Origin of the sequence: Azospirillum sp. INR13 (assembly GCF_015390205.1) — a bacterium.
Taxonomy (GTDB): domain Bacteria; phylum Pseudomonadota; class Alphaproteobacteria; order Azospirillales; family Azospirillaceae; genus Azospirillum.
The window spans coordinates 1-23,871 of the sequence record NZ_VUOI01000019.1; the positions used below are offsets into that span (position 1 = coordinate 1).

Here is a 23,871-nt window from a genome sequence, read left to right on the forward strand (position 1 = left end):
CCCACCCCGGACAGGTGGTGGCGGAGCTGTGGAACTCCCTGACCGGCTATGCGCCCACCAGCCCGCGCAACCTGCTGTTCCACACCTGGGTGACGGCGGAAGCGGCGCTGACCGGGCTGGCGATGGGGTTGGCGCTGGGCATCCTGCTGGCCGCCGGCATCGTCTATACCCGGACGCTGGAGGCCAGCCTGCTGCCCTGGGTGATCGCATCGCAGACCATACCGATCCTGGCCATCGCACCGATGATCGTCGTCATCCTCGGCAACATCGGGCTGACCGGGCTGCTGCCGAAGGCGGTGATCTGCATGTATCTCTGCTTCTTCCCGATCACGGTGGGCATGGTGAAGGGGCTGCGCTCCGCCGATCCGCTGTGGCTCGACCTGATGCGGACCTATTCGGCCAACGGGATGCGCGCCTTCTGGTCGTTGCGGCTGCCGGCTTCCATGCCGTTCCTGTTCGCCAGCCTCAAGGTGTCGGTCGCCATCAGCGTGGTCGGCGCCATCGTCGGCGAGCTGCCCACCGGCGGGCAGGCCGGGTTGGGGGCACGGCTGCTGTCGGGATCCTATTACGGCCAGACCGTGCAGATCTGGGCGGCGCTGATCATGGCCTCGCTGCTGTCGGTGGCGCTGATCGCCGTGGTGCGCGGGCTTGAGCTGGTCCTGCTGGGCCGGGCGGGGGTGCGATGAGCGCTCTCTCCGCCAATCCCTACCGCACCAGCCTGCGCACGGCTGCCGATTGGGGGCTGGTCGCCATAGCCGTATTGACACTGGCCGCACTCGCCCTGCCGGTGGGTGCGCTGGGCGGTGCTCCTGTCGGCTGGTTCGGCGGGATGACGGGCGGGACGCTGGCGCCGCTGTTCCTGATCGGGGTGGTGCTGGCGGTCGTCGCCGGCCGGTCCGCGCCGAAACGGGTCTGGGGCGCCTGGGTGGAGTTGGGCGGCGTGGCGCTGGCCTGGCTGCTGCCGCTGCATCTGCTGAACGAGGGGATGGACCTGTCGGCCGCTGGGGGCTGTGGCTGTTCCTGGTTGCGGCGACGCTGCTGCTGTGGCGGGTGATGGGGGTGTTGGCCGGGGTGCCGGGCTGGATACGTTCGGTCATCGTCCCCGGCCTGTTCGGACTTGGCCTGCTGGTGGGGTGGGAGGTGCTGGTGCGCGGCTTCCAGGTGCCGGCGATCCTGCTGCCGCCGCCCAGCCGCATCGCGTCGGCGCTGGCGGCCAAACGCGCCGGTGCTGTGGGACGATTTCCGCCAGACGGTGCTGACCTCCGTCCTGCGCGGCTATGTGATGGGCTGCAGCGCCGGCTTCCTGGTGGCAATCCTTGCCGACCGCGTGCCCTTTCTTGCCCGCGGGCTTCTGCCGCTCGGCAATCTCGCCAGCGCCATTCCGGTGGTGGGCATCGCGCCGATCATGGTCATGTGGTTCGGGTTCGACTGGCAGTCGAAGGCGGCGGTCATCGTCGTCATGACCTTCTTCCCGATGATGATCAACACGCTGGCGGGCCTTGGCAACTCGGAAAGCATCCAACTCGACCTGATGCGTTCCTACGGCGCCGGCTATGGCCGCACGCTGGTCAAGCTGCGTCTGCCGAACGCGCTTCCCTTCCTGTTCAACGGCTTGAAGATCAACTCCACCCTGGCGCTGATCGGCGCCATCGTGGCGGAGTTCTTCGGCACGCCGGTGGTCGGCATGGGTTTCCGCATCTCCACCGAGGTGGCACGGATGAACCTCGACATCGTCTGGGCCACCATCGCCGTGGCGGCGCTGACCGGTTCCGGCCTGTATGGCGGCTTGGCGTTGCTGGAACGGGCGACGACGGCCTGGCATCCGTCGATGCGGCGGCGCTGACCGGCCCTGCGCAACCCCGCTGGCACGGCCATTGCTTTCGTCCCGCCATTCCGGCTGGCAGGGGAGGTGGGCATGGCCGACATCGTCGTTCTCAAGCATGTCCGCCTGACGCGGGCACTTCTGGCAATCGAAATGGCTGCGGTGTCGCTGGACGGCGAACTGGCGGCGTTGTGCACCGCCGGCCAAGCGGGGCTGCTGGGCGACCATGCCGAGGAGGCCACGCTCCTGCGCACCTATGTCCGCACCTTGCGCGTCCTGTTGCAGGCGATGACCCCCGACGAGGTGGACGAGGCGGGGCTCGGCGAGCGCCATGCGCTGGCGGAGGCCGCGGTCGGCCGCTGTGCCGCGGCGTTGCGGGCGCTGGATCTGCCGGTAAGCGGTGGGCCGGCCGACAGCGGCCCGGTCAGCGGAATCGCCTGACGAGGACTGTCGCGAAGCCGACAGCGTCTTGACGCCTTCCGGCCAAGGCCATACTGCCGTATGGCTGGAATGCGGGGTGCCTTTCTCCTCTCCGCCGCCGGAACGCCGCGCTATAGTGGCAGGCCCGACGAACAGTCGGACCCCACCGACAAAGGTGCAGGCACAAAAGGGCGCGATGAGGCTTCTCGTTTCCGATCTGACCCACCGCTATGACGATCTGACCGTCCTCGACGGCATCGACCTGACGCTGGCGGAGGGCGAAATCCTGGCCGTGATCGGCCCCAGCGGCTGCGGGAAATCGACCCTGCTCGGCATCGCCGGCGGCATCGTCGCCCCGACCTCCGGTTCCGTCCGGGTGGAGGGGGAGGTGCCGGACGGCTGCCTGAACCCCATCACCTTCATCTTCCAGGATTTCGCCCTGCTGCCTTGGCGCAATGTGGAGGACAACGTCGCCCTGGTGCTGGAGCATCACCCGCTTTCATCCGCCGAGCGGCAGGAGCGGATCGACAGCGGCCTGCGCCGCATGGGGCTGTGGGAGTTCCGCAAGGCCCTGCCCAAGCAGCTGTCCGGCGGCATGCGCCAGCGGGTCGGCATCGCCCGCGCGCTGGCGGTCCGCCCGGCCATGCTGCTGCTGGACGAGCCGCTGTCGGCGCTCGACGCCCAGACGCGCGAGCTGCTGATGGACGATTTCCTGGAGCTTTGGCGGCGGGAGAAGACCACCGCCCTCTACGTCACCCATAATCTGGACGAGGCGCTGCGGCTGGCCGACCGTGTCTGCGTGCTGAGCCGCCGCCCCGGCCGCATCCGCGAACTGGTCACCATCGAGGAGCCGCGGGAGCGCCGGCAGGAGCCGTCGGCCCAGGCCCATCTGGCCGAAGTGCGCGACCGGCTGTGGCACCTGATGAAGGCCGAAGCCCAGATGGCCGACCGGGAGATCGCCCGTGCCTGACAGCCTGAACCCGACCGCTGCACCCGTCACGCCTGCGCCCGTCACACCTGCGATCGGCCAGCCCGTCCGCTTCCGCGGCGGCGGCTTCACTGTGAAACGCCATCCCTGGGCGGCGCTGGCGGCCTTCGCCCTGCTGATTGCGGTTTGGGAGGGAGCAAGCCGCCTCGGCCTCGCCAGCCCGCTGTTCCTGCCGCCGCCGAGCGCGGTCGGCCGTGCGCTGGCCGGCATGGTTTCGGACGGATCGCTGTGGCTGAACCTGAAGGCGTCGCTGGCGCGCATCGCCGTCGGCTGGGTGCTGGGCACACTGGGCGGCATGCTGGTCGGCTTCGCCATGGGCATCTTCTCCACCGCCCGCGCGGTCGGCGTGCCGCTGGTGTCGGCCTTCTTCCCGATCCCGAAGATCGCGTTGCTGCCGCTGTTCATCCTGTGGTTCGGCATCGGCGAGCCGTCGAAATTCGCCACCATCGGCTTCGGCGTCTTCTTCCCCACCGTCATCGCCACCTACAGCGCCATCGACCAGGTGCCGCGCAACCTGATCCGCATGGCGCAGAGCTTCGGCCTGCCCTGGCGGTCGATCCTGCGCTCCATCGTCCTGCCGGGCGCCCTGCCGGGCATCCTGGCCGGCTTCCGCATCACCGCGTCCATCGCGCTGATCCTGGTGGTGGCGGCGGAGATGATCGGCGCGGAATACGGCATCGGCGCCTTCGTGCTGATGGCCGGCAACCTGATGCAGACAGACACGCTGCTGGCCGGCGTGCTGGTCCTGTCGCTGCTGGGGCTCGCCATCGGCACCGTGCTGTCGCAGCTGGAGCGGCGCCTGCTGAACTGGCGCTGACCATCTCATTCCAAGAAACTTGAACCATCCATCGGGAGGATTTGCGTCCATGACCGCCGCCATGACCGTGGCCCGCCTCACCCGGCGCGCCCTGCTCGCCACCGCCGGCGCGGCTTTCGCCGCCGGCACCCTGATGTCCGCCGCGCTGGCGCAGCCGCTGGAGAAAGCGACGGTCGGCGTGCTGGCGCTGTCCTCCTCCGGGCCGATCTTCATCGCCAAGGCCAAGGGCTATTTCGAGAAGGAAGGGTTGGACGTCGAGTTGAAGATGTTCACCTCGGCCCAGCAGGTGCCGGTCGCGGTGACCTCGGGCGATGCCGATTTCGGCGTGACCGGCCTGACCGCCGGCTTCTACAACCTCGCCTCCAAGGGGGCGGTCACCATCATCGCCGCGCAGAGCCGCGACGAGCCGGGCTTCCCGCTGAGCGCCTATGTGGCGACCAACGCCGCCTATGACGCCGGGCTGAAGGCGCCGGCCGACCTGAAGGGAAAGCGGATCGCCATCACCACGGTCGGCTCGACCTTCCACTACATGATCGGGCTGCTTGCGCAGAAGCACGGCTTCACGGTCAAGGACGTGACCATGGTGCCGTTGCAGGATGTGCCGAAGATGGTCGCCGCCTTCAAGGGTGGGCAGGTCGACGCCGTCATCGCGCCGTCCACCGTCTCGCGGCAGCTGGTGGCCGACGGCGCCGGCAAGATCCTGGGCTGGGTCGGCGACGAGACGCCCTGGCAGCTCGGCGCCCTGTTCACCGCGCCGAAGACGATGAAGGACCGCCGCCCGCTGGTGGAGAAGTTCATGCGCGCCTACAAGACCGCGCTGGCCGAATACCATGCCGCCTTCAACGGCAAGGACGCCTCGGGCCAGTTGGTGAAGGGGCCCGGCTATGACGAGTTGCTGACCATCATCGCCGACGCCACCAAGCAGAAGCCGGAAATCGTCGCCGCCGGCCTGCCCTATGTCGACCCGCAGGCCCGCCTGCTGGTGGACGACATCGTCAATCAGGTGAAGTTCTGGCAGTCCGAGGGCCAAGTCGACAAGACGCTGGACCCGAAGTCGGTGATGGACCTCAGCGTCGCCGGGCAGTGAGCTGCGGGGGAGGGGCGGTCACACCGCCAGATACGCCGCCCTTACCCCGTCATCGGCCATCAACTCTGCCATCGTGCCGGTCCAGCGCAGGCGGCCGGTTTCGATGACGCAGGCACGGTCGGCGACCGCGGAGGCGAAGGACAGGCTCTGTTCGGACAGCAACACCGACAGCCCCTCCGCCTTCAGGCGCCGCACCGCGTCGGCCATCTGCTTCACGATCAGCGGCGCCAGTCCTTCCGACGGTTCGTCGAGCAGAAGCAGCGACGGGTTGCCCATCAGGGTGCGGGCCAGCGTCAGCATCTGCTGCTCGCCGCCGCTCATCCGGGTGCCGCGGCGGCCGCGCATCTCCGCGAGGTTGGGGAACAGGGCGAACAGCCTCTCCGGCGTCCAGGCCGGGGCGCCTGGGCGGTGCGGCTGGCGGCCGACCTCCAGATTCTCCTCCACCGTCAGGTCGGCAAAGATGCGGCGGTCCTCCGGCACATAGCCGACGCCGAGACGGGCGATGCGGTGGGCGGGCAGGGCGGACAGGTCGCGTCCGTCGAAGCGCAGGCTCGCGGCGCGGCGCTCCACCAGCCCCATGATCGCCTTCAGCGTGGTGGTCTTGCCGGCGCCGTTGCGGCCCATCAGCGCCACCACCTCGCCACGGCCGACCGTCAGCGCGATGCCGTCGAGGATATGGGCGCGGCCGTACCAGGCCTGCAGGCCGTCCACCGTCAGCAGGGGTTCGCTCATGCCTCGCCTCCCAGATAGACGGATTGCACGCGAGGGTTCGCGCGCACCTGATCCGGCGAGCCTTCGGCGATCAGCCGGCCACGGTCGAGCACCAGAACGCGGGTGGCGTGGCCGAAGACGGCGTCCATGTCATGTTCGGTGAACAGCACGGCGAGGCCGCGCTCGCGCACCAACTCCGCCGTCAGCGCCATCAGGGCGAGCCGTTCGGCAGGCGCCATGCCGGCGGTCGGCTCGTCCATCAGCAGGACGGTGGGCTCGCTGGCCAGCGCCATCGCCAGTTCGACCCGCTTCACGTCGCCATAGGCCAGCACGCCGCAGGGTCGGTCGGCTTGGGAACCCATGCCGACCCGCTCCAGCAGGGCCAGCGCCGGTTCGCGGAACTGGGCGGCGGCCGGGCGCCACAGGCCGAACAGCCGGCGGGCGCGCGACAGCAGCACCATCTGCACATTCTCCGCCACCGTCATCGAGGCGAAGGTCGCAGTGATCTGGAAGGTGCGCCCGACGCCCAGCGCCCAGATGCGCCGCGGCGGCAGCCCGACCAGTTCGGTGCCGTCCAGCCTGACCGATCCCGAATCGGGGCGCAGCTGGCCGTTCAGCAGGTTGAAGCAGGTGCTCTTGCCGGCGCCGTTCGGTCCGATCAGCGCCAGCAGGTCGCCGGAGCGCAGGGTGAAGGACACGCCGGCCACTGCCTGCACCCCGCCGAAGGAGCGCTGCAGGTCGCGCACCACCAGTTCGCTCATGGCCAACTCGCTCATGCCCGCCTCCTGACGCCGGACAGGAAGCCGACGATGCCCTTGGGGAAGACCAGCACCAGCGCGACGATGATGAGGCCAAGCACCAGCCGCCACCAGTCGGTCATGCTCATCACCTTGGCTTCCAGCAGATGGAAGGCCACGGCGCCGGCCAGCGGCCCGGCGACGGTCTGGATGCCGCCCATCAGCACCATCACCAGTGCGTCGACCGACTGCGGCACCGCCAGCAGGGTGGGGAAGACGCTGCCCTTGGCGAAGGCATAGAGCCCGCCGGCCAGTCCCGCCGTGCTGCCGGCCAGCACGAAGGCCATCCATTGGAAGCGGCGCACGTCGATGCCCACCGATTCGGCACGGAGCCCTGAGTCGCGCCCGGCCCGCAAGGCATAGCCGAAGGGGGCGAAGGCAGCCCGGCGCAGCAGCCACAGCGCCCCGGCGCACAGGGCCAGCGTCAGCCAGTAATAGGCCGCCTTGCCCGCCGCCCAGGCCGACGGCCAGACGCCGAGGATGCCGTTGTCGCCGCCGGTCACCGCGTACCATTGGAAGGCGATGGACCAGACGATCTGGGCGAAGGCCAGTGTCAGCATGGCGAAATAGAGCCCCGACCGCCGGACGCAGAACCATCCCGCCACCAGGGCTCCCAGCCCGGCCAGAACCGGCGCGCCGGCCAGCGCCAGCGGCATCGGCGCGCCCAGATGCTTGACCAGCAGGGCGGAGCCGTAGGCGCCCAGCCCGAACCACGCCGCATGGCCGAAGGACACCAGCCCGCCCAGCCCGATCAGCAGATGCAGGCTGGCGGCGAACAGGGCGAGGATGACGACCTCGGTCAGCAGGATCAGCGCGTAATCGCCGGCGATCAGCGGGGCGGCGGCCATGACCGCCAGCAGAGCCAACGCCCAAATCCCGGCGTGACGGCCGGCCGACAGCGGGACGGTGACGGCGGCGGGTGCCGTCGGCGGCGCCTCCTCCGCCCGGCCGAGCAGGCCATGCGGGCGCAGAACCAGCACCACCGCCATGAACAGGAAGACCAGCACCAGCGTAATCTGCGGGAAGACCAGGATGCCGAAGGCCTGTAGCTGTCCGATCAGCAGCGAGGCGAGGAAGGCGCCGGTCAGGCTGCCCATGCCGCCGACCACGACGACGACGAAGGCCTCCACCACGATCGCCATGTCCATATGCAGCGTCACCGCCTCGCGCGGGACCTGCAGGGCGCCACCCAGCCCGGCAAGCGCACAGCCGAGGAACAGCACCCCGGTGAACAGCCGCGCCGGATCGACGCCGAGCGCGCTTGTCATCTCGCGATCCTGCGTCGCCGCGCGCACCAGCGTGCCCCAGCGGGTGCGGTTGAACAGCAGCCACAGCAGCCCCAGCACCAGTGGCCCTAGTCCGACCAGCACGAGGTCGTAGAGCGGGAAGGGCTGGTCGAGGATGTCGACGGAGCCCTTCAGCCCCGGTGCCCGGCGGCCGAGCAAATCCTCCGGCCCCCAGGCCCAGGCGGTCAAATCCTGCACCACCAGTACGACGCCGAAGGTGCCCAGCAGCTGGAACAGCTCCGGCGAGCGGTAGAGCCGGCGCAGCAGCCCGATCTCCATGGCGGCGCCGAGCACACCCATCATCAGGGCCGCCGCGGCGACCGAGCCCCAGAAGCCGGCCGGCGTGCCGCCGAACCGCTCGATCAGCGACCAGCCGGCATAGGCGCCGACCATGTAGAAGGAGCCGTGCGCGAAATTCACGATCCGCGTCACGCCGAACACGATGGTCAGCCCCGACGACACCAGGAACAGCGTCGCCGCGGTCGCGAGCCCGCTGAGGGCCTGGACGAGGAGGAAGGACATGGAGGGATTACTTTAATGCGGACTCTTGCCCCCACCCTAACCCTCCCCCGCTGGGCGGGGAGGGGACAAGTGCTTGTTCGGGAGAGGAGCGGCAGTCCCTCCCCCGTGATCGGATCGACCTTCGGTCGACCGAGAGCGGGGGAGGTCAGGTGGGGGCACTCGAAGCCTGCAACTTCACTCCGCCGGCCGCATCTTGCGCACTGCCTCGTCCGGCGGCAGGTAGTTGGCGCCGTCGGCGTAGCGCCAGTCCTTCATGGTGCCGCGGCCGTCCTTGACGGTGGTGGTGCCGACATAGGCGCCCATGGTCGCCTGATGGTCGGACGCGCGGAAGGTCACCGGGCCGAAGGGGCTGTCGATGGTCAGGCCGGCCAGCGCATCGACGATCGGTTCCGCGTTGGCGGACTTGGCCTTGGTGATCGCGGCGGCGATCGCCTTCATCGTGGTGTAGCCAACGACCGAGCCCTGCTTGGGCGATTCCTTGAACCGCGCGGTGTAGGCGGCGACGAAGGCCTTGTGAGCGGGGGTGTCGATCTGGTCCCAAGGATAGCCGGTGACGATCCAGCCTTCCGGCGCCTCGTCCTTCATCGGCTCCAGATATTCCGGCTCGCCGGTCAGCAGGCTGACGACCTTGCGGTTGCGGAACAGGCCGCGACCCTCGCCCTCGCGCACCAGCTTGGCGAGATCGGCGCCGAAGGTGACGTTGAAGATGGCGTCGGGTTTGGCGGCGGCCAGCGCCTGCACGGTCGGGCCGGCCTCCAGCTTGCCCTGGGCCGGCCATTGCTCCGCAACGAACTCCACGTCCGGGCGCTTTTCCTTCAGCAGCTGCTTGAACCACGTCACCGCCGACTGGCCGTATTCGTAGTTGGGGGCGACGGTGGCCCAGCGCTTGGCCGGCAGCTTTGCCGCTTCCTCCACCAGCATCGCCGCCTGCATGTAGGTGCTGGGGCGCAGGCGGAAGGTGTAGCGGTTGCCCTTCGACCAGGTGATGGCGTCGGTCAACGGCTCCGCCGCCACGAAGGGCATCTTGTTGCGCGCGGCGAAATCGGCGACGGCCAGCCCGATATGGAGAAATAGGTGCCGGCCAGCACGTCCACCGCCTCGTTCGTCACCAGCTCCTGCGCGACGCGCACGGCATCGTCGGGCTTGCCGGCATCGTCGCGGGAGACGACCTGCAATTCGCAGCAGCCGATCACGCCGCCCTGGGCGTTGATCTCCTCCAGCGCCAGCTGCCAGCCCTGGCGGTAGGGGATGGTGAAGGCGGGCAGGCCGGTGTAGCTGTTGATCTCGCCCACCCGCACCGGCGCGCCGGAGAATTTCACCGGCTCTTTCGCCGATTGCGCCGCCGCGGGAGCGGCCGTCAGGCCGATGCCGGCCAGCGTGGAGGCGATGGTTGCAAAGGACACGGCGGCGAACAGAGCGGCCGGGAGAAGGGGCTTCGCCAGTGGCGAGGCGGTCGGGCAGCGGTGCTTCATCCTGCGGGGACCCCGGTTCGTGAGAGACCAGCGGCGTGTCCGGGTCGCGGTGCGACGCAACACACCGCGTTCATAGCAAACCCCGCGCAAAAGTCACCGACTGATCAGGTGTTTTCCCGCGTCCATGCCCGATTCGCATTTCGGCGGACGCCGCCCCTTGTCACATCAGCCGGGCCAGCAGCGCCATGAACTGCGCCCTTTCCTCCCCGGACAGAGGTTCCAGCGTGCGTTCGTGGGCGGCGGCGGCATTCGCCATCAGGTCGATGACCAGCGCCTGCCCGATCCGCGTCAGGCTGACGCTGGTGCGGCGGCGGTCCTGCGTGTCGGGGTGGCGTTCGACCAGATTGCGCTCCACCAGCCGCAGGATCACGCCCTGGGTGGTCGCCGGATCCATATAGGTCAGCCGACCGAGCTGGTTCTGCGACAGCGCACCCTCGCATAAAGGGTGGCCAGCGCTGCCCATTGGGTGGGCGTCAGCAGCGAATCGCCGATCAGATCGATGAAGATGGCCGAGGCGCGCTGGTGAGCACGCCGGAGGCGGTGGTGAACCTGGCCGGCCAACTGGTAGTCGTCGGGAGGCAGTCGTCCGAAGTCGTCCATGGCAACGGGCCCGTGGTTCGCGCCCGCCTTCGGTCCGGGGCGAAGGCTGGGGCGGGCACGGACCGCCGCTCCCGGCTGCGTGGGCAGGGATGGCGCGGCGTTTGCCGCCTGTCGCCATCCGATGCGTCCATTATGCGTTCCTCATGGAAAGCGTAGGGAAGACAATGACCGCAGAGCAACCTTCGCGGATGCGTCATAGAGCCACAGCGATGCAGCCGTCATGATGCCGGCAACAAAAAAAGGCCCAAGAGTGGGAAAGGAAGCCATGCGTCAATGACGCCGCAAGTTCCGATGGTTGCGATCCCGGAACAGGCCGTTGCCGGGGTTGTCCGTGCCTGCGGCCTATCCTTGTCGGGTGCTCGTCTTTTTCGAGGCTTCTCTTTCTCAGGGTTTCCGCTTGGGCGGATAGCTGTCGGGCGGAGCGGTCTTCTCGTCGGGGCTTTCCGCGCCCTCGCCCGTCGGGGGCGTCACACCGCCCGGCGTGTAGGGCGGCGTGGTGGCGTCGGGCGGCCGCTTGGTGGGATGCGGCGGGGGCGGGGTGTCGAGTCGGCGTGTCATGACGCACCTTTCCTGATCAGGAATCGCCATGAACAACCCGATGTCGGCCGGGCGGTTCCAAACAGGCGCCCCCCGGTATGATCAGTCCTTCCGCCGCCGGCTATGACCTTAATCTTAGGACCATTTGAAAAAGGCGGGGGAATCAAGCGGGTCACTGCCGAGGCTGTTCTCTGCCGACTGCGAGCTTTTGTTGCGGCCACACCACAGGACGATGCAAAAGCGGAGTGGCGCGGGCTTCACTGTTGCATGGCAAGCACGCCTTGTTGTGTCTTTGCCGAGGATGTGTCCGCGTCCGGTCCCGAAAAGGCCGGCTGCCGGGCACTCCCACGAAGGAGCCGGAATTCCGGCCCAGTGAGCCGACCGAACCCAGCCAAGCGCGGTGACTCCATGAAGACCAGCACCCTTTCCCTTCTCGCCCTCGCTCTCGCGTCGACCGGGCTGACGTCGCTTCCCGCCGCCGCCCAGGATGACCTGCAGCGTGGCGAAACCGTGCTGGAGCGTCGCCGGCCGGAGGTCGAGCAGCTCGGCCTGCGTGCGGGCTCCTTCCTGTTCCTGCCGCGGGTGGAAGCGGGCGCCACCTACGATACCAACGTCTACGCCACCCGCGACGACCACGAAGACGACATCATCTGGACTGTCCGTCCGCGGATCGACATCAAGTCCGACTTCGCCGCCCACGCGCTGAACTTCTCGGCCTCCGCCGATGCCGGCCGCTACCGCGAGAATTCCAGCGAGAACTATACCGACTACGCCCTGCAGGCGGCCGGCCGGTTCGACGTGAACAAGGGCGGTGCGCTGGACGGCCAGCTGTTCCATCGCCGCAACCACGAAGGCCGCGGCGACATCAACAGCCTGTCGGGCTATACGGAGCCGGTGGTCTACCGCACCAGCGGCGGCGAGGCCGGCTACACCCAGCGCTTCAACCGACTGCGCGCCCGCCTGTCCGGTTCCGCCCAGTACAGCGAGTATGACGATGTCGGCCTGATCGGCGGCGGCATCGCGCGCCAGGAAGACCGCGACCGCTGGGAATACGGCACGGTCGGCCGCGTCGGCTACGAGTTCATCGAAGGCTACGAGGCCTTCGTCCAGGGCACCTATTCCTGGACCCGTCACAAGAACGACCGCGACGCTTTCGGCCTCGACCGCGACTCGGACGGCTACGAGGTGGTCGGCGGCCTCGCCACCGACCTGACCGGGCTGATCACCGGCGAGGTCTTTGCCGGCTACATGGTCCGCAACTACAAGGATTCGCGGCTGGAGGACTTCAGCGGCCTGTCCTTCGGCGGCCGCCTGAACTGGGCGGTCACGCAGCTGACTGCCGTCAGCGCCACCGCCAGCCGTCAGGTGCGCGAGACCACGGCCAGCCCGGGCTTCGGCACCGCGTCCAGCTACACCCGCACCGTCTTGGCCCTGGGCGTCGACCACGAATTGCTGCGCACCCTGGTGCTGAACGGCCGCCTGCAGTACCGCCAGGACGACTTCAACGGCAACGACCGCAACGACAAGGTCTATACGGCCGGAGTCGGCGGCACCTACCAGATGAACCGCTACCTGTTCATGACCGGCGGCTACACCTATGAAAAGCGCAGCTCCAACGTGAGCGCCGCCGAATACAGCGACAACCTGATCTATCTGCGTCTCGGCGCGCAGATGTAATACGGCGGTTCTAGGCCCGCCGACCGGGGAAGTCCGGCCGAAGGGCCTAAAGGTTTCGCTGAACAGTACAGGGCGTCCGTCCTATGACGGACGCCCTTTTCTTATGCCTGCTTTTGTTATCGTGGACGATGTACTGGAGAGATCCGAACGCGGTAATTCCTCTCCACTTTTTCCCAAGCGCTTGCGAGTTGCTAGTCTCCACCCGAATTCAGGTGCGTGACCAAAGGGCGCCGCCGCAAGGCGACCGGCGAATGGGACGGGGTTCTCGAAGCCGTACCATCGTGCCGGACCGGGCGCTGCGGCAGGCACCCACCAGCCAGGGAAAGGGTTTAGGGATGAATCGACGTCATGTGATCCGTGCGCTGGGCCAGGGGATCGGATTGACCGCGCTCGCTGTCGCCATGGTCGGCTGCGCCGGCAACGACGCGCCGTTGGAAACCGCCAATGTCGGCCAGATCAGCGAATACCGTCTGGGTGCCGGCGACGCACTGCGCGTCATCGTCTTCGGCGAGGAGCAGTTGTCCGGCGAGTTCCGCGTCGACGGCACCGGCAAGGTCGCCATGGCCGCTGATCGGCGAGGTCTCGGCCAAGGACCGCAGCACCCGCGATCTGGAAAAGGAGATCTCCACCCGCCTCTCCGCCGGCTATGTGAAGGACCCGAAAGTCAGCGTCGAGGTGCTGAACCACCGTCCCTTCTTCATCCTGGGCGAAGTGCGCAATCCCGGCCAGTACCAGTATGTCAACGGCATGACCGCCCTGTCGGCGGTGGCGATGGCCGGCGGCTACACCTATCGCGCCAAGGAGGATTACGTCCTGATCACCCGCGGCGCCGACCCCAAGAAGGAACTCCGCCGGGCGCCGATCACCACCTCGGTGATGCCGGACGACGTGGTCCGCGTTCCGGAGCGCTATTTCTGAGCCCGGGATTTCATCTCAGAATTTTCGAGCCCATGCATTGCCAGGGCGACCAACGGAAAGCCCGGCCGGGAGGATGTCCGGCCGGGCTTTCCGCTATGGCGGCGATAGCCGGCGGTGGCGGTCAGGTGTCCAGCGTATCGCCGCCCTTCTTCTGTCCCGACGGGCATGCGCTGGTTCGGGGGAACCACCGGATCGCGCGAGATGCCGTGCGGCGGGGTGGTGCCGGCGGCTTCGTCGTCGGTGCCGAGCGGCGCGGCGGCGGGGTCGGTGGCCGGGACCTTGTCGCCGGTCAACCCGCGGTCGATATCCGCGCGCATCCGGTTGGCCTCCGCGCTGGGCGTGGTGGGCGTGTCACGGCCCGACTCGGGACGCTGGGGCTTGGTCATGGTCGGCCTTTCGCACAAGCTGTGAGGGGCGTTTTGTCGCCTCCTCCAACCGGCGCCGCCTGCCGAGGGTTCCCCAGTGCGACGATCTGCGACCCTGCGGACGAATTCAGGGGAACTCACGATGCAGGATACGGGCTGGCGTCCTGTTCGCTCTTGCAACCCCTGCCGCGGCCGCCGCTCTGCTCGCCCTCCGATGGCGTCGTCGCTGCGGGGAGGGGAAGGGTGAAAAAAGCCCGCGCGGTGGTGCCGGATACAGGAAGCGACCAAAACCGGAAAAACGCCTGTAAAATCAATATCTTGGGCTGGCGTTCGGACGGGGTGGACCTGCATGGTGGACTGTTGCGAAGTCGTCACGATGCGGCCAGCAACGATGCTAGTCAACGAAATTTATGTCGTCGATTTCAATGATTCAGAGAAAGACGTAGCGTGCTTGAAAGTAAGTCACGTTGTCAGCTGCAAAGTATTGTTGGCGAATTGTCTCCATATTTTGTAGAAAAGCCGTGCAAATAATGAGAATACCGTTGCTAATTTACATGATATCATTAGTGCTGCCATGTCGTCCTCTCAGCGGAAGAGGGGTTTGTTTTATCGTTGTGGTTAATTTTTTCTCGCAAAGCTACTTGAGGAGTGGAAAAATGCTTTTCGAGAAGATGCAACTAGCAGGATGCGGAAAAAGGCTGTGCTGCGGCGGGCTCTCGTGATTCTCTCTGCTGGCACAGGGTGCGGTCGGAGAGGGGATGATGCGCGGATCGGACGAACGCAGCGAGGGTCTTTTCAGCTACGTGAGCTGTGAGGCGCGGGTTCCGGCCAATCACCCGCTGCGGCCGATCCGGGCCATCGTGGATGAAGCGCTGGAGGTGATGTCGCCCGCCTTCGAAGGCCTGTACTCGAAGATCGGGCGGCCGTCGATCCCGCCGGAGAAGCTGCTGCGGGCTCTGCTGCTCCAGGCCTTCTACTCGGTGCGCTCGGAACGCCAGCTGATGGAACAGCTCGATTACAACCTGCTGTTCCGCTGGTTCGTCGGCCTGTCGATGGACGCCCCGGTATGGGACGTTACGGTGTTCACCAAGAACCGTGAGCGTCTGCTGGCCGGGGATGTGGCGGCCACGTTCCTGGCCACCGTGCTGGGTCAGCCGAAGGTCAAGGCGCTGCTGTCGGACGAGCACTTCTCGGTGGACGGCACGCTGATCGAAGCCTGGGCCAGCGTGAAGAGCTTTCGGCCCAAGGACGGCAGCGGCGAGCCGCCGGGGCCGGGGCGCAACGGCGACCGCGACTTTCATGGCGAGAAGCGGTCCAACGAGACCCATGCCTCGACCAGCGATCCCGAGGCGCGGTTGTACCGCAAGGGCAACGGGCAGCCGGCGAAGCTGGCCTTCATGGGCCATGCGTTGATGGAGAACCGTCACGCCCTGGTGGTGAATGTCCGGCTCACCGCGGCCACCGGTCTGGCTGAACGCGAAGCGGCGGTGTCCATGATTGAGGCCATCCCCGGCCGCCACCGCATCACAGTCGGCGCCGACAAGGCTTACGACACCAAGGATTTCGTGGCGAACATGCGCAGCTTGGGCGCCGCTGCGCATGTTGCGCAGAACACGAGCAACCGCCGCTCGGCGATCGACGGCCGGACCACCCGCCACCCCGGCTACGCCGTCAGCCTGAGAGTCCGCAAACGGATCGAGGAGGTGTTCGGCTGGATCAAGGGAGCCGGCTTGCGCAAGACGCGTCATCGCGGCACGGCCCGCGTCGGTTGGATGTTCACCCTGACCGCTACCGCCTACAACCTGATCCGATTGCCCAAGCTGCTGGCGGCGGCATAATCACGCCCGGAATCCGCCTGAATGGCGGTTCCGGGAGCCGCAGAGCGCGAAAAGGCGCTCTATTCTGATGAAAACGGGCGTCAGAACTCCCATTCTCAAGCCGCAGCGGGGGAAAAAGGCCCGAATATGTTCGTTTTTCCGCGCCCTGCTAGACGGGTTCAAGGCAGTTAGTTTCTATTGCGTTTCGCCCGAAAATGCAGGACAAATAGTCTATATCCTTTTTGGAAAGCTCGCCCTCTTAGGGAATTTGTCATGAGTGACGGTAAAAAATCCAGCGAAGGTAAAGTCGTTGTGAACGATGATCCTGATTATGAAACTCCAGACTCCTTCCAAGAAGAGGAGGAGGATTTCATTTCCAATAAGCGATTCTCGCAACCAACTCTTTATAATACAGACTGGACTGCCGGCACAGCAGTAAATCAGATTATAAGAGGTATAATTGATTTAAACCCGCGTTTTCAGAGACGCTCTGCGTGGGGAAATGTTGATAAAAGTAAATTTATCGAATCTCTTGCTATGGGGATCCCAATTCCTCAGGTTATTTTTAGCTGAACTTCCTCATAGAAGCAGTCATTATGTCGTTATCGATGGAAAGCAGAGATTGCTTTCGCTATTGCAGTTTATTGCGCCTGAGAAAAAGATTCCCGAGGGATTTAGTAAGTTCAAGTTGAGCGGGCTTAAATATAGAAAGGATCTAAATGGAAAAAGTTTTGAAGATATTCAGGCTAGTGATGACGGAATTACGATTGAGAATGCGGTGATCCGGACTGTAGTGGTTCGTTCTGTAAAGGAAGACTCATATCTATATGAGATATTTTTGCGTTTGAATACGCAGAGTATGAAGCTGTCTCCGCAGGAGCTTCGCCAAGCGCTAGTGCCTGGCCCATTTACAGATTTTATTGATGATACAGCAACAAGCAGTCAGCTTATCAAAAGAACGCTCAATATTAAAGAGCCTGATCGACGTATGAGAGATAATGAGCTCGTGCTCCGGTATTTTGCATTTGCTACACGTCTTTCCGATTACGCTGGAAACTTCCGGAAGTTTCTAGATGACACGACGAGCTATTATAACAAGAACTGGGATGGTAAGGCAGAATATTTAAAGATGCAGAGTCTGGAGTTGGAGAGTGCCATTAAGGCAACCTTCGATATATTTGGGAGGCATTCATTCCAAGTCTACGAAGATCAAGAATACACTCGTCGCTTCAATCGTGCGGTCTTCGATATTATGGTGTTTTTCTTCTCGCACCGTAAAATTAGATCTGCTGCTATAGACCGGGCGCGCGACATTGAGGGGCATTCCAGCGAGAATGCATGGAAAATAATGAGTTTTCGGAACTCCTTCTCTTCAAATACTAAGGAAGTTTCAAATGTATTTACCAGACTGTCAACTTGGAGTGACGTTTTACGTTGTCATCTAGATACTAGAATACCGAAACTTGTGCTTGATGATCGCCGCATATTAGTCGCCTATTAATCAATTTATTGGTGATAGCTATGCCTGCTGCTCAATCTGTTCATTTCAGGCAGTTGAAAAGCCAAATTAAAAAGCTAAGGATTCTGTTACCTAAGAAGGATTTGTATGGATCGTATACTGAATTTCAGAAATATAGAATGATTTCGTATCGTGTTCTCTGCCACGCCGCATTCGAGTCGTATTTTGAATCGGTAAGCCGAGATGTTTTGGACAGATGCCATCAATCCTGGTTGTCCCGAGGTGTGATGGAGAAATACCTTGTAGCTCTTTGCTTTCGTTTTTCTAGGTCAACAGAAATGAAAGACCACGAGTTTTTCAACAAGCAAAAAGGCAATGCGTCTCTTTTGATAAAAGATGCTGTGGAGTGGCATTCGGAAACTATAAAAAACAATCACGGAATAAAAGAAAGCAACTTGGAAAAATTATTTATGCCATACGGGAATGGGTTTGTTGGAAAAGTCTCAGTATTATCTGCAGATTTAGACTCTTATGCTGCCGTTAGAGGGCAGTATGCGCATACTACACCATCTTCCATACAGCAAGTTCCAGACCCGGACGATGAGAAGCAGATAGCATCAGATATAACTAATGCCATCGCTCCTGTAGATCAAGATTTTTTCTCTTGCTTATCGTCAATTTGATTGCATGCTGTGAAATCTCTGCTTCCAATGTAACCTCTAATTCCGAAGGGTAGTGTATCACATGAGAATTAAAATTAATACCATATGATTATCACCATTATTATTATTGAGCGGTAGATCGTCGGTGCACAACGATTCCGTTGTGTATTCAAGGAGAGAAACTTCTATGATTTTGTCATCAAAAAAATCCGATGTTGCGCGGCTGTTGCTCATAGACGCCGCTCAATCTCTTCGGGAGAGTGCTATTTAAGTTCGATCATGATTATTCTTCTTCTCCAAGATCAACCTTCCGGGCCTTCAGTTCGGCGGCCTCTTCGTCGCTCATGACGGTGATCTTTAGTTCCGCCGGTGCGCCCGTGTCTCTGCCTTCCGCCAGCACGCCCAACCGGCGGAGTTCGACCAGCGCAATAGCGCCCGCCATGGTCGCCGCACGGATCGCGCTGGGCGACAGTCCGCCCGCTGCGAGCGCGTCGTGGGCGCGAAGGAGGGCGTGCATCGCGTAGGAGGTCGCCAGCGAGGCCGGATCGTTGAGGATGTCCGGTGGCGTGAGGGTGCCGCTCGGTGCGCTGGCCGCCGATGCTGTCGGTGCTGGAGATGCGGAAGGGGGAGCCGAAGCTCCCCCACTACCTGCCCGCTCGCGCTTCCGGCGGAACTTGCTGACTGCCGCCGGGCTGACGCCTGCGAGGTCCGCAAGCTCGCCGACCGTGGTCCGCCCGGCGGCCAGCGCCGACCACATATCGTCGGTGATGCCGGCCAGACCGGGCTTGCTGGTGTCTCGGCGAGTGCTGAACGCCATGGGTTAGCCCCCGGAACGTCCCAGGGCGGCGACCATGGCGTCGCGCGTGGTCTGGGCAATCGCTTGCTCATGATCCAGCGCGCTGGCGATGCGGGCGACGCCACGGGCAGGGCCGGCGGTAGCGTCGGAGCCGCTGAAGGTCGTCACGAACGGATCGTCGAGCGCCAGCCCTGCGATGTGGGTCCGCTGCCGCCCGGTGATGGGCGCGTCCTTCGGTGCCTTGGTGAACTTCGGGATTCGGCTCGCACGCATGGCGTCCAGCATGGCGCGGTTGGCGTCCTGTTCGGGGTTCGATGGTGCGCCGCGTCGGCCATCGCAGATTCGACCTGTCGAAGCTCGGCAGTGCGGAGGCGCTGCCAGCGCTGCCAGCGGTCGCGATAGTTCGCCTCGAACTCATAGCGTTCGTCGTCGGTGGCCGTCCCGGCTGCGACCTGTCGGAAAAGCTGTCGGGCAGCCTCCCATTCGTCGATGCTCACAAAACCGGCCTTGTCAAAAGAACTCATTGGGGAACTCCTGAAACGGTAGACAGTTGAGAACCGAGACGGAGAGCGAACCGGCTGGTGATGGATTGCACTTCCCTTAGGGCGGCTTGAAAATCCTTCGGGGTCTCCCCGAGTTCTTCCATATCCCGCCGGTAAGCGCGGTAGAGGTCGTGCAACAGCTTCGTCGTATCGAGGCTGTTCGACCGCGCAACGCCCCGGACGATCTGGGTGATCGTCTTTGCGCTGCAATCGAACATCGCTGCGATGTCCTCTGCGGAGAAGGTAGGGAAGCAGACCCACATGCGGCGGATCGCAAATGCTTCGATTGAGTTGAAGATCTTCTTCCTTGGCATTGAATAACTCCAAGATCATCTTGAGCTATTTTGCCGTAATTACGGAAAAAAATGCAAATCGAGGTCTTGCGCATTCGTGTTAGGGCGTGCTGCCGGAGCCGGAGCCGGAGCCGGAGCCGGAGCCGGAGCCGGAGCCGGAGTAGGGGCCGGCAGCGTTCGGGCGCTGGCTTGGCCGCTGGGCGGGGTCTGGGCGTTCGGGGGCAGGTCGGGAGCCGGACGCTCGCCGAATGAATCCTGATGAATATGGCGGGCTTCTGCGGCCAGTCGCCGGGCGTGGCTTTCCAGGTCGGCGCGAAGCTGGCCGCGAGCGATTATGAGCCGGGCACCGTCGATGACATGCTTGACGAGGTAGAGCAGCCCGCCGACCGCTCCGAGAGGGTAATTGCGCGGTTGGGAGAGGTTCGGGCGCTGGTCGTGATCGTAGACCCAGCGCCGCAGCTTGGGCATTGCCGGGTGATCGTGTGCGATCCGGCAGAGGATATGCAGATGGGGCCGGGGAGTGCTGGCGATGACGGCAACATAGGCGAGCGGTTCGCCCGTCCAGCGTCGCCACACTTTCGCCAGCGCCTCGACATGAAGCGGGAGCCGCTCAGGTAGCTCGACATCGTTGAGCGTGATGAAAGCGCCATCCCAGGCGTCGAGTTCGGAGCCGATGAGATTCGCGAGAATGCCGAGCTTGAAGCCCTTGCCAGCATCCTTGAAGCGGAAGTTAAGCCGCTTTGGAGTAAGGAACGAAACTAGCTTTGTAATTGCCAAACTATCATAAGAAGTGGCCTTGCTTCGCCTACATACTGATCTGGTTCGCGGCTGATGGAAAAATGCGTATTCCATCAATAGGTTAAATGTCTCCTCCGGCGACATCGTGTCGATAACTGCCAGAGATTTCCCCTTGAAACGGCGACCCAGACCGATCATATTCTCCTCGCGACCATTGAGAACCTCTGCTACCCCAAGGCCGCCGACGCGCTAACGTCGGCGGCCTTATTCTTTTGGGAAGTCGGAAGAACTCCGTCAAGGCCACACAGTTAACGAAACAATTTGCGCAGGAACAAGACGGACCCCACTCGATTTGAAGGGGGTGGGTCTTTTTTTTGATGGCCTCCCATATCATTCATCGCTGAATGACAAGTTGATGTCTTGTTCCGGTACATCATCGGAAAATGAGGATGTATACTTTCTATTGACTTAAAATGTTCTTTGTGATGGAAGAATGGGATTCGTTTTTCATTCGAGAGCGGAACAATGCGAGTGCGGATCGAATTTAACGATTTAGCCCTTGACAATTTCTCTGCGGATGATGCGCAAGAGCTTGTCGCGGTCATGCTGACGGAAGGCGTGATGCCATACGCCCTACGGGCCGGAGAGGTCGAGATTACCGCCTGGAAACCTATCCCCGACGAAGGGTGATAACCGGCAGTAACCGGGGAATAGGAAATAGGCGCTGGTCATTCGGCCAGCGCCTTTGTCATGTCCGGGGATGGGGTGACGCGCCTATGCGACGCGCTGTAGAACGCGCTGCACCTGCGTTGCGCTCCACTGGCCGCCCCGTGCCGTGGGGATACTACGGGCATTCAGTTCCTCGGCGATCTGGCGCAAGGAGGTATGGCCGGCAGCCTTGATCGTCTCAATGAGCGGAAGGAGGTCAGCGGCCAGTTGGGCGGCCTTGGACTTCACGGCGGCAGCGGCGGCATTCTGGCCGGCTCCCGCAACAAGGTGATGGGCGGCATTGCGGTTCCACTGTCCGTCACGGGCGACCTTGGCGGCCAGGGCGGCTTTCGTCCGTTCGGAGATCAAGCCCGCTTCCAACTCGGCAACGGCGGCCATCTGCTGGAGCATGAAGCGCCCGGCGGCACCGGCAGGGATTGAGGGCAGGTCGCAGAACAGCACATCGACGCCCGAGTCGATCAACTTCATGAGGAAGGCCGCATTGCGCGCCAGTCGGTCGAGCTTGGCAATCACCAGCGTCGCCCGGTGGACGCGACAAGCGGCCAGAGCGGCGGCAAGCTGGGGACGGTCGGTCTTGCGACCTGATTCAGTCTCAACGAACTCGGCGACGGGCGGCCAACCGCCGGACGATTCGATGAACCTGCGGATTGCATCGCGCTGCGCATCAATGCCAAGGCCGCTACGGCCCTGTCGGTCGGTGGAGACGCGGAGATAGCTCACGACCTTCATGCCCGCCTTGACCATGACCGTCACCATTACACTTCATCGTTACGTGTGTTGCGATGAAGTGTAATGGTTGGCTCGACTGTCTCGTTATGCGTTTTTGGAATCGGAGAGATTCGCGCCTGGAATCCCTCTCCGGCTCCCGATGAACTCAGCGTCAATCCCGTCGTATGCGATGGCGTCGATAGCCTGCCTGAGTGCTGGTAGCTCCGCACCCTTGCTGTACCGGCCCCGTTCGCCTGGAATCTCATGGCCGGATAGCTGGCTCACGATGTCGGGATGCACTTCGGCACGGACCAGCGCGGTAATGCTGGTGTGGCGGAATGAATGGAAGTCCGGTCCTTCGATACCGAGTTGCCGCCGGAGCCGACCGAACCGCTTGGAGTAGTCGAAGCTCAACCTGTTGGCCGCGCCGCCCGCCTTGAGTTCCGGCCAGAGCATCCTGATCCCGGCGGCTCGACGCTCTGCCACGAGATCCAAGAAGCCAAGCTCCAACACGGTCTTGTGGACAGGCACCCGCCGAATGGCGGCAGCAGACTTTAGCCGTCGAGCGGGCGTGTCGCCATCTTCGTCGTCGTCGCTCGCGTGGATGTCGAGGTAGGCGATACCTCCTTCCTCCCGGATGTCGGCGACGCGAAGCTGCGCGAGTTCCTCCAGGCGACAGGGGTGGAACAACGCCAGCACCGGGAGCCACCAATCTACATCGCGGATGATCTGGGTGCCGGGTTCGGTGCGACGGGTCGTGCCCTTGCAGCCACGCCAGATTGGGGCGTTGAAGAGGGTGCGGAGTTGCTCGACGCCCCAGGCGTCCCGCTCTTGATTCCGGCGGATCGTCCGCTTGGGCTTCATATATGCCGCGCGGGCGATGTTCTGATCGGTTAGACCCCGGTCCACCGTCCAGCCCCAGAAGGCTGACAGGATCGTCGCGTATTTTTTGACCGTCACGGGCGAGATGCGCTCAATGGACGGGTCGGTGTCGGCCAGGGCGACAAGCTCGACGACGCTCTTGCCCTTGAAGCGCGGGCGCTTCGTCCGGTGCGCTGGCAGGCGCTGGAGTGCGCTGACGAACTCGCCGATATCGGCGCGCGTGTATTGGCTCAATGGACGGTCGCCCGCAATCTCCATGAAGATGCTGGCCGTTGCCTGCGCGTCGATGTCCATGGCTGGCCGCCATGCGTTGGCTGCCCGCTTCTCCAGGCTGTACCGCTCGAACGCCTTGCTGAACGTCTGGTCGTTCTTCCTCTGCGCTGCTGGCGCTGGCGCTGGCGCTGGCGTGGGAGCCGGGGCAGGGAGTGTCTCGGCGCTGGCGAACAGAGGATCGACGGGGCGGGCACTGTAGTCGCCTTCCAGGCGCGCGACGCCGAGACGCGCTGCCTCTGCCGCCGCGCGGAGAAGGGCGCGCGCCAGTTCGACGACGGTCGGCGAATCGGGGGAGGCATCAATCCCATGCTGCGCCAGCAGAGCAACGGCGGACCCGCTCGCAACGGCGATATCGTTGCGCCCGCAGTAGGTCCGCCGCACCTTCGGCGCGGTCGCGGGCGCGCTGGACAACACGCTCCAAATCGTCGGGATCGTCGAGCCGTTGCGCCGCCGATTCCCGCTCGAACTCGGCGAGCGCGTCTGCGAACCACTGCCGGGCGAGACTGGCGATTTGCTCCGGGGAGAGGGTGGGATCGTTCTTGACCATGGCGAACAGTTGATCGGCGACAACGGCAAGGCGTCGGGCTTGCCGCAGGGCGGTCGCTTTTGTCAACGGGCCGAGAACGCGGATTAGCTCCCGCTGCCGGAACCGGGAAACGAGATCGTCGGGAATGCGGCGACGGAAGAGATAGCGGCCAGCTCGGAGCCGGAGAAAGGCGTTGGGCACGACAGACATCCTGTGTGTCCATCATGCCACTGCCGCCGCCGTGGACCCCTCCGGTGGACCTGTTGCGTGGACCTAAGGCCGGAAGGGTGGAACTAACCCGAAAGATTAAGCCATTACAGGGGCTTAGGGCGGTATGGTGCCGGATACAGGAATTGAACCCGTGACCTTCTGATTACAAATCAGCTGCTCTACCAGCTGAGCTAATCCGGCGCACCCGACGCTTGCG

General features: G+C 63.9%; 29 protein-coding genes, 1 tRNA gene and 3 pseudogenes. 17 read left to right on the top strand and 16 right to left on the bottom strand.

The annotated features are described in order from the left end of the window. The 7 genes from F1643_RS14410 to F1643_RS14435 form a co-directional block, all read left to right on the top strand. The coding region (locus F1643_RS14410) for an ABC transporter permease (protein ID WP_194913897.1) at positions 1-686 on the top strand (686 nt) is incomplete at its 5' end. Beyond that, positions 683-1,054: a hypothetical protein gene (locus tag F1643_RS23335; RefSeq protein WP_255542808.1), complete on the top strand. Its 372-nt coding sequence runs from the start codon at positions 683-685 to the stop codon at positions 1,052-1,054. The genes F1643_RS14410 and F1643_RS23335, both read left to right, overlap by 4 nt. Positions 1,055-1,225: 171 nt before the next feature. Next, positions 1,226-1,843, top strand: a complete 618-nt coding sequence (locus tag F1643_RS23340) for an ABC transporter permease (protein ID WP_370540617.1) — start codon at positions 1,226-1,228, stop codon at positions 1,841-1,843. 72 nt (positions 1,844-1,915) lie between these two features. Beyond that, entirely contained in the window at positions 1,916-2,263 is a 348-nt protein-coding gene (locus F1643_RS14420; protein ID WP_194913898.1) for a hypothetical protein, read from the top strand. A 175-nt stretch (positions 2,264-2,438) separates the two neighbouring features. Continuing rightward, complete coding sequence (locus F1643_RS14425) at positions 2,439-3,212, top strand: ABC transporter ATP-binding protein (RefSeq protein WP_194913901.1); 774 nt, start codon at positions 2,439-2,441, stop codon at positions 3,210-3,212. Then, complete coding sequence (locus F1643_RS14430) at positions 3,205-4,047, top strand: ABC transporter permease (protein ID WP_194913903.1); 843 nt, start codon at positions 3,205-3,207, stop codon at positions 4,045-4,047. Before F1643_RS14425 ends, F1643_RS14430 begins: the two co-directional genes overlap by 8 nt. A gap of 49 nt (positions 4,048-4,096) precedes the next feature. Next, positions 4,097-5,134 carry an ABC transporter substrate-binding protein gene (locus F1643_RS14435; protein WP_255542809.1) on the top strand — a complete coding sequence of 346 codons (1,038 nt, stop codon included), beginning with the start codon at positions 4,097-4,099 and terminating at the stop codon, positions 5,132-5,134. Positions 5,135-5,152: 18 nt separating this feature from the next. Here F1643_RS14435 and F1643_RS14440 read toward each other — a convergent pair whose 3' ends face one another. From F1643_RS14440 to F1643_RS14465, 7 genes and pseudogenes are all read right to left on the bottom strand, one after another. Further along, positions 5,153-5,866: an ABC transporter ATP-binding protein gene (locus tag F1643_RS14440; protein WP_194913906.1), complete on the bottom strand. Its 714-nt coding sequence runs from the start codon at positions 5,864-5,866 to the stop codon at positions 5,153-5,155. Then, positions 5,863-6,621 carry an ABC transporter ATP-binding protein gene (locus tag F1643_RS14445; protein ID WP_255542810.1) on the bottom strand — a complete coding sequence of 253 codons (759 nt, stop codon included), beginning with the start codon at positions 6,619-6,621 and terminating at the stop codon, positions 5,863-5,865. Before F1643_RS14445 ends, F1643_RS14440 begins: the two co-directional genes overlap by 4 nt. Further along, the gene (locus tag F1643_RS14450) at positions 6,618-8,450 is read right to left on the bottom strand and encodes an ABC transporter permease (RefSeq protein ID WP_194913908.1); all 1,833 of its coding nucleotides are present in this window, start codon (positions 8,448-8,450) and stop codon (positions 6,618-6,620) included. Before F1643_RS14450 ends, F1643_RS14445 begins: the two co-directional genes overlap by 4 nt. A gap of 174 nt (positions 8,451-8,624) precedes the next feature. Beyond that, positions 8,625-9,922, bottom strand: a pseudogene (locus tag F1643_RS14455) (ABC transporter substrate-binding protein). Positions 9,923-10,082: 160 nt separating this feature from the next. Beyond that, complete coding sequence (locus F1643_RS23345; protein ID WP_255542811.1) at positions 10,083-10,316, bottom strand: MarR family winged helix-turn-helix transcriptional regulator; 234 nt, start codon at positions 10,314-10,316, stop codon at positions 10,083-10,085. Positions 10,317-10,321: 5 nt separating this feature from the next. Further along, positions 10,322-10,522: a hypothetical protein gene (locus F1643_RS23350; protein WP_255542812.1), complete on the bottom strand. Its 201-nt coding sequence runs from the start codon at positions 10,520-10,522 to the stop codon at positions 10,322-10,324. Between the two features lie 384 nt (positions 10,523-10,906). Then, complete coding sequence (locus F1643_RS14465; protein WP_194913911.1) at positions 10,907-11,080, bottom strand: hypothetical protein; 174 nt, start codon at positions 11,078-11,080, stop codon at positions 10,907-10,909. 387 nt (positions 11,081-11,467) lie between these two features. Here F1643_RS14465 and F1643_RS14470 point away from each other — a divergent pair, with 387 nt between their 5' ends. The 4 genes and pseudogenes from F1643_RS14470 to F1643_RS24915 all read left to right on the top strand — a co-directional run bounded on the left by F1643_RS14470 (position 11,468) and on the right by F1643_RS24915 (position 13,654). After that, positions 11,468-12,736 carry an outer membrane beta-barrel protein gene (locus F1643_RS14470; RefSeq protein WP_194913912.1) on the top strand — a complete coding sequence of 423 codons (1,269 nt, stop codon included), beginning with the start codon at positions 11,468-11,470 and terminating at the stop codon, positions 12,734-12,736. Between the two features lie 335 nt (positions 12,737-13,071). Next, a pseudogene (locus tag F1643_RS24905) lies at positions 13,072-13,251 on the top strand (polysaccharide export protein); the annotation flags it as partial. Next, a pseudogene (locus tag F1643_RS24910) lies at positions 13,181-13,363 on the top strand (hypothetical protein); the annotation flags it as partial. The pseudogenes F1643_RS24905 and F1643_RS24910, both read left to right, overlap by 71 nt. Positions 13,364-13,384: 21 nt before the next feature. Continuing rightward, positions 13,385-13,654, top strand: coding sequence for a polysaccharide biosynthesis/export family protein (locus F1643_RS24915; protein ID WP_370540621.1), 270 nt, complete (start codon positions 13,385-13,387; stop codon positions 13,652-13,654). Here F1643_RS24915 and F1643_RS14480 read toward each other — a convergent pair. Continuing rightward, positions 13,645-14,040 carry a hypothetical protein gene (locus tag F1643_RS14480; RefSeq protein WP_194913974.1) on the bottom strand — a complete coding sequence of 132 codons (396 nt, stop codon included), beginning with the start codon at positions 14,038-14,040 and terminating at the stop codon, positions 13,645-13,647. The genes F1643_RS24915 and F1643_RS14480 overlap by 10 nt on opposite strands. A gap of 222 nt (positions 14,041-14,262) precedes the next feature. Between F1643_RS14480 and F1643_RS14485 the strand changes: the two genes are divergently transcribed. From F1643_RS14485 to F1643_RS24920, 5 genes are all read left to right on the top strand, one after another. Then, positions 14,263-14,448 carry a hypothetical protein gene (locus tag F1643_RS14485; RefSeq protein WP_194913914.1) on the top strand — a complete coding sequence of 62 codons (186 nt, stop codon included), beginning with the start codon at positions 14,263-14,265 and terminating at the stop codon, positions 14,446-14,448. A gap of 332 nt (positions 14,449-14,780) precedes the next feature. Further along, positions 14,781-15,857: an IS5 family transposase gene (locus F1643_RS14490; RefSeq protein WP_194913242.1), complete on the top strand. Its 1,077-nt coding sequence runs from the start codon at positions 14,781-14,783 to the stop codon at positions 15,855-15,857. A gap of 252 nt (positions 15,858-16,109) precedes the next feature. Beyond that, positions 16,110-16,409, top strand: coding sequence for a DUF262 domain-containing protein (locus tag F1643_RS14495; RefSeq protein WP_194913915.1), 300 nt, complete (start codon positions 16,110-16,112; stop codon positions 16,407-16,409). Next, entirely contained in the window at positions 16,339-17,337 is a 999-nt protein-coding gene (locus F1643_RS14500; protein ID WP_255542814.1) for a DUF262 domain-containing protein, read from the top strand. Before F1643_RS14495 ends, F1643_RS14500 begins: the two co-directional genes overlap by 71 nt. Before the next feature lie 20 nt (positions 17,338-17,357). Next, a complete protein-coding gene (locus tag F1643_RS24920; protein WP_370540618.1) occupies positions 17,358-17,978 on the top strand; it encodes a HEPN domain-containing protein in 621 nt (206 codons plus the stop codon). Positions 17,979-18,240: 262 nt separating this feature from the next. On the opposite strand, the gene F1643_RS14510 is transcribed toward F1643_RS24920, so the two are convergent. From F1643_RS14510 to F1643_RS14525, 4 genes are all read right to left on the bottom strand, one after another. Next, entirely contained in the window at positions 18,241-18,774 is a 534-nt protein-coding gene (locus tag F1643_RS14510) for a hypothetical protein (RefSeq protein ID WP_194913920.1), read from the bottom strand. Between the two features lie 3 nt (positions 18,775-18,777). Beyond that, a complete protein-coding gene (locus F1643_RS14515) occupies positions 18,778-19,038 on the bottom strand; it encodes a hypothetical protein (protein ID WP_194913921.1) in 261 nt (86 codons plus the stop codon). A gap of 235 nt (positions 19,039-19,273) precedes the next feature. Continuing rightward, positions 19,274-19,609 (bottom strand): hypothetical protein, encoded by a 336-nt coding sequence (locus F1643_RS14520; protein WP_194913923.1) that lies wholly within the window; start codon positions 19,607-19,609, stop codon positions 19,274-19,276. 39 nt (positions 19,610-19,648) lie between these two features. Continuing rightward, the gene (locus F1643_RS14525; protein WP_194913925.1) at positions 19,649-20,524 is read right to left on the bottom strand and encodes a hypothetical protein; all 876 of its coding nucleotides are present in this window, start codon (positions 20,522-20,524) and stop codon (positions 19,649-19,651) included. Between the two features lie 333 nt (positions 20,525-20,857). Between F1643_RS14525 and F1643_RS14530 the strand changes: the two genes are divergently transcribed. Beyond that, positions 20,858-21,016, top strand: a complete 159-nt coding sequence (locus tag F1643_RS14530; protein ID WP_194913926.1) for a hypothetical protein — start codon at positions 20,858-20,860, stop codon at positions 21,014-21,016. An 84-nt stretch (positions 21,017-21,100) separates the two neighbouring features. Here F1643_RS14530 and F1643_RS14535 read toward each other — a convergent pair whose 3' ends face one another. From F1643_RS14535 to F1643_RS14550, 4 genes are all read right to left on the bottom strand, one after another. Then, entirely contained in the window at positions 21,101-21,811 is a 711-nt protein-coding gene (locus F1643_RS14535; RefSeq protein WP_194913928.1) for a recombinase family protein, read from the bottom strand. A gap of 57 nt (positions 21,812-21,868) precedes the next feature. Next, entirely contained in the window at positions 21,869-23,299 is a 1,431-nt protein-coding gene (locus F1643_RS24925) for a site-specific integrase (protein WP_194913929.1), read from the bottom strand. Next, positions 23,217-23,645, bottom strand: a complete 429-nt coding sequence (locus F1643_RS14545) for a DUF6538 domain-containing protein (RefSeq protein WP_194913930.1) — start codon at positions 23,643-23,645, stop codon at positions 23,217-23,219. The genes F1643_RS24925 and F1643_RS14545 overlap by 83 nt, the downstream gene beginning before the upstream one ends. Before the next feature lie 134 nt (positions 23,646-23,779). Then, a tRNA-Thr gene (locus F1643_RS14550) sits at positions 23,780-23,855 on the bottom strand. Positions 23,856-23,871 lie beyond the last annotated feature (16 nt).

Bases quoted from the DNA above. Each gene is read 5' to 3' on its own strand.
- F1643_RS23335 (WP_255542808.1), top strand. From the start codon at position 683: ATGAGCGCTCTCTCCGCCAATCCCTACCGCACCAGCCTGCGCACGGCT.
- F1643_RS14420 (WP_194913898.1), top strand. From the start codon at position 1,916: ATGGCCGACATCGTCGTTCTCAAGCATGTCCGCCTGACGCGGGCACTT.
- F1643_RS14425 (WP_194913901.1), top strand. From the start codon at position 2,439: ATGAGGCTTCTCGTTTCCGATCTGACCCACCGCTATGACGATCTGACC.
- F1643_RS14435 (WP_255542809.1), top strand. From the start codon at position 4,097: ATGACCGCCGCCATGACCGTGGCCCGCCTCACCCGGCGCGCCCTGCTC.
- F1643_RS14440 (WP_194913906.1), bottom strand. From the start codon at position 5,866: ATGAGCGAACCCCTGCTGACGGTGGACGGCCTGCAGGCCTGGTACGGC.
- F1643_RS14445 (WP_255542810.1), bottom strand. From the start codon at position 6,621: ATGAGCGAGTTGGCCATGAGCGAACTGGTGGTGCGCGACCTGCAGCGC.
- F1643_RS14450 (WP_194913908.1), bottom strand. From the start codon at position 8,450: ATGTCCTTCCTCCTCGTCCAGGCCCTCAGCGGGCTCGCGACCGCGGCG.
- F1643_RS23345 (WP_255542811.1), bottom strand. From the start codon at position 10,316: ATGGATCCGGCGACCACCCAGGGCGTGATCCTGCGGCTGGTGGAGCGC.
- F1643_RS23350 (WP_255542812.1), bottom strand. From the start codon at position 10,522: ATGGACGACTTCGGACGACTGCCTCCCGACGACTACCAGTTGGCCGGC.
- F1643_RS14465 (WP_194913911.1), bottom strand. From the start codon at position 11,080: ATGACACGCCGACTCGACACCCCGCCCCCGCCGCATCCCACCAAGCGG.
- F1643_RS14470 (WP_194913912.1), top strand. From the start codon at position 11,468: ATGAAGACCAGCACCCTTTCCCTTCTCGCCCTCGCTCTCGCGTCGACC.
- F1643_RS14480 (WP_194913974.1), bottom strand. From the start codon at position 14,040: ATGACCAAGCCCCAGCGTCCCGAGTCGGGCCGTGACACGCCCACCACG.
- F1643_RS14490 (WP_194913242.1), top strand. From the start codon at position 14,781: ATGCGCGGATCGGACGAACGCAGCGAGGGTCTTTTCAGCTACGTGAGC.
- F1643_RS14495 (WP_194913915.1), top strand. From the start codon at position 16,110: ATGAGTGACGGTAAAAAATCCAGCGAAGGTAAAGTCGTTGTGAACGAT.
- F1643_RS14500 (WP_255542814.1), top strand. From the start codon at position 16,339: ATGTTGATAAAAGTAAATTTATCGAATCTCTTGCTATGGGGATCCCAA.
- F1643_RS24920 (WP_370540618.1), top strand. From the start codon at position 17,358: ATGCCTGCTGCTCAATCTGTTCATTTCAGGCAGTTGAAAAGCCAAATT.
- F1643_RS14510 (WP_194913920.1), bottom strand. From the start codon at position 18,774: ATGGCGTTCAGCACTCGCCGAGACACCAGCAAGCCCGGTCTGGCCGGC.
- F1643_RS14515 (WP_194913921.1), bottom strand. From the start codon at position 19,038: ATGCTGGACGCCATGCGTGCGAGCCGAATCCCGAAGTTCACCAAGGCA.
- F1643_RS14520 (WP_194913923.1), bottom strand. From the start codon at position 19,609: ATGCCAAGGAAGAAGATCTTCAACTCAATCGAAGCATTTGCGATCCGC.
- F1643_RS14525 (WP_194913925.1), bottom strand. From the start codon at position 20,524: ATGATCGGTCTGGGTCGCCGTTTCAAGGGGAAATCTCTGGCAGTTATC.
- F1643_RS14535 (WP_194913928.1), bottom strand. From the start codon at position 21,811: ATGGTGACGGTCATGGTCAAGGCGGGCATGAAGGTCGTGAGCTATCTC.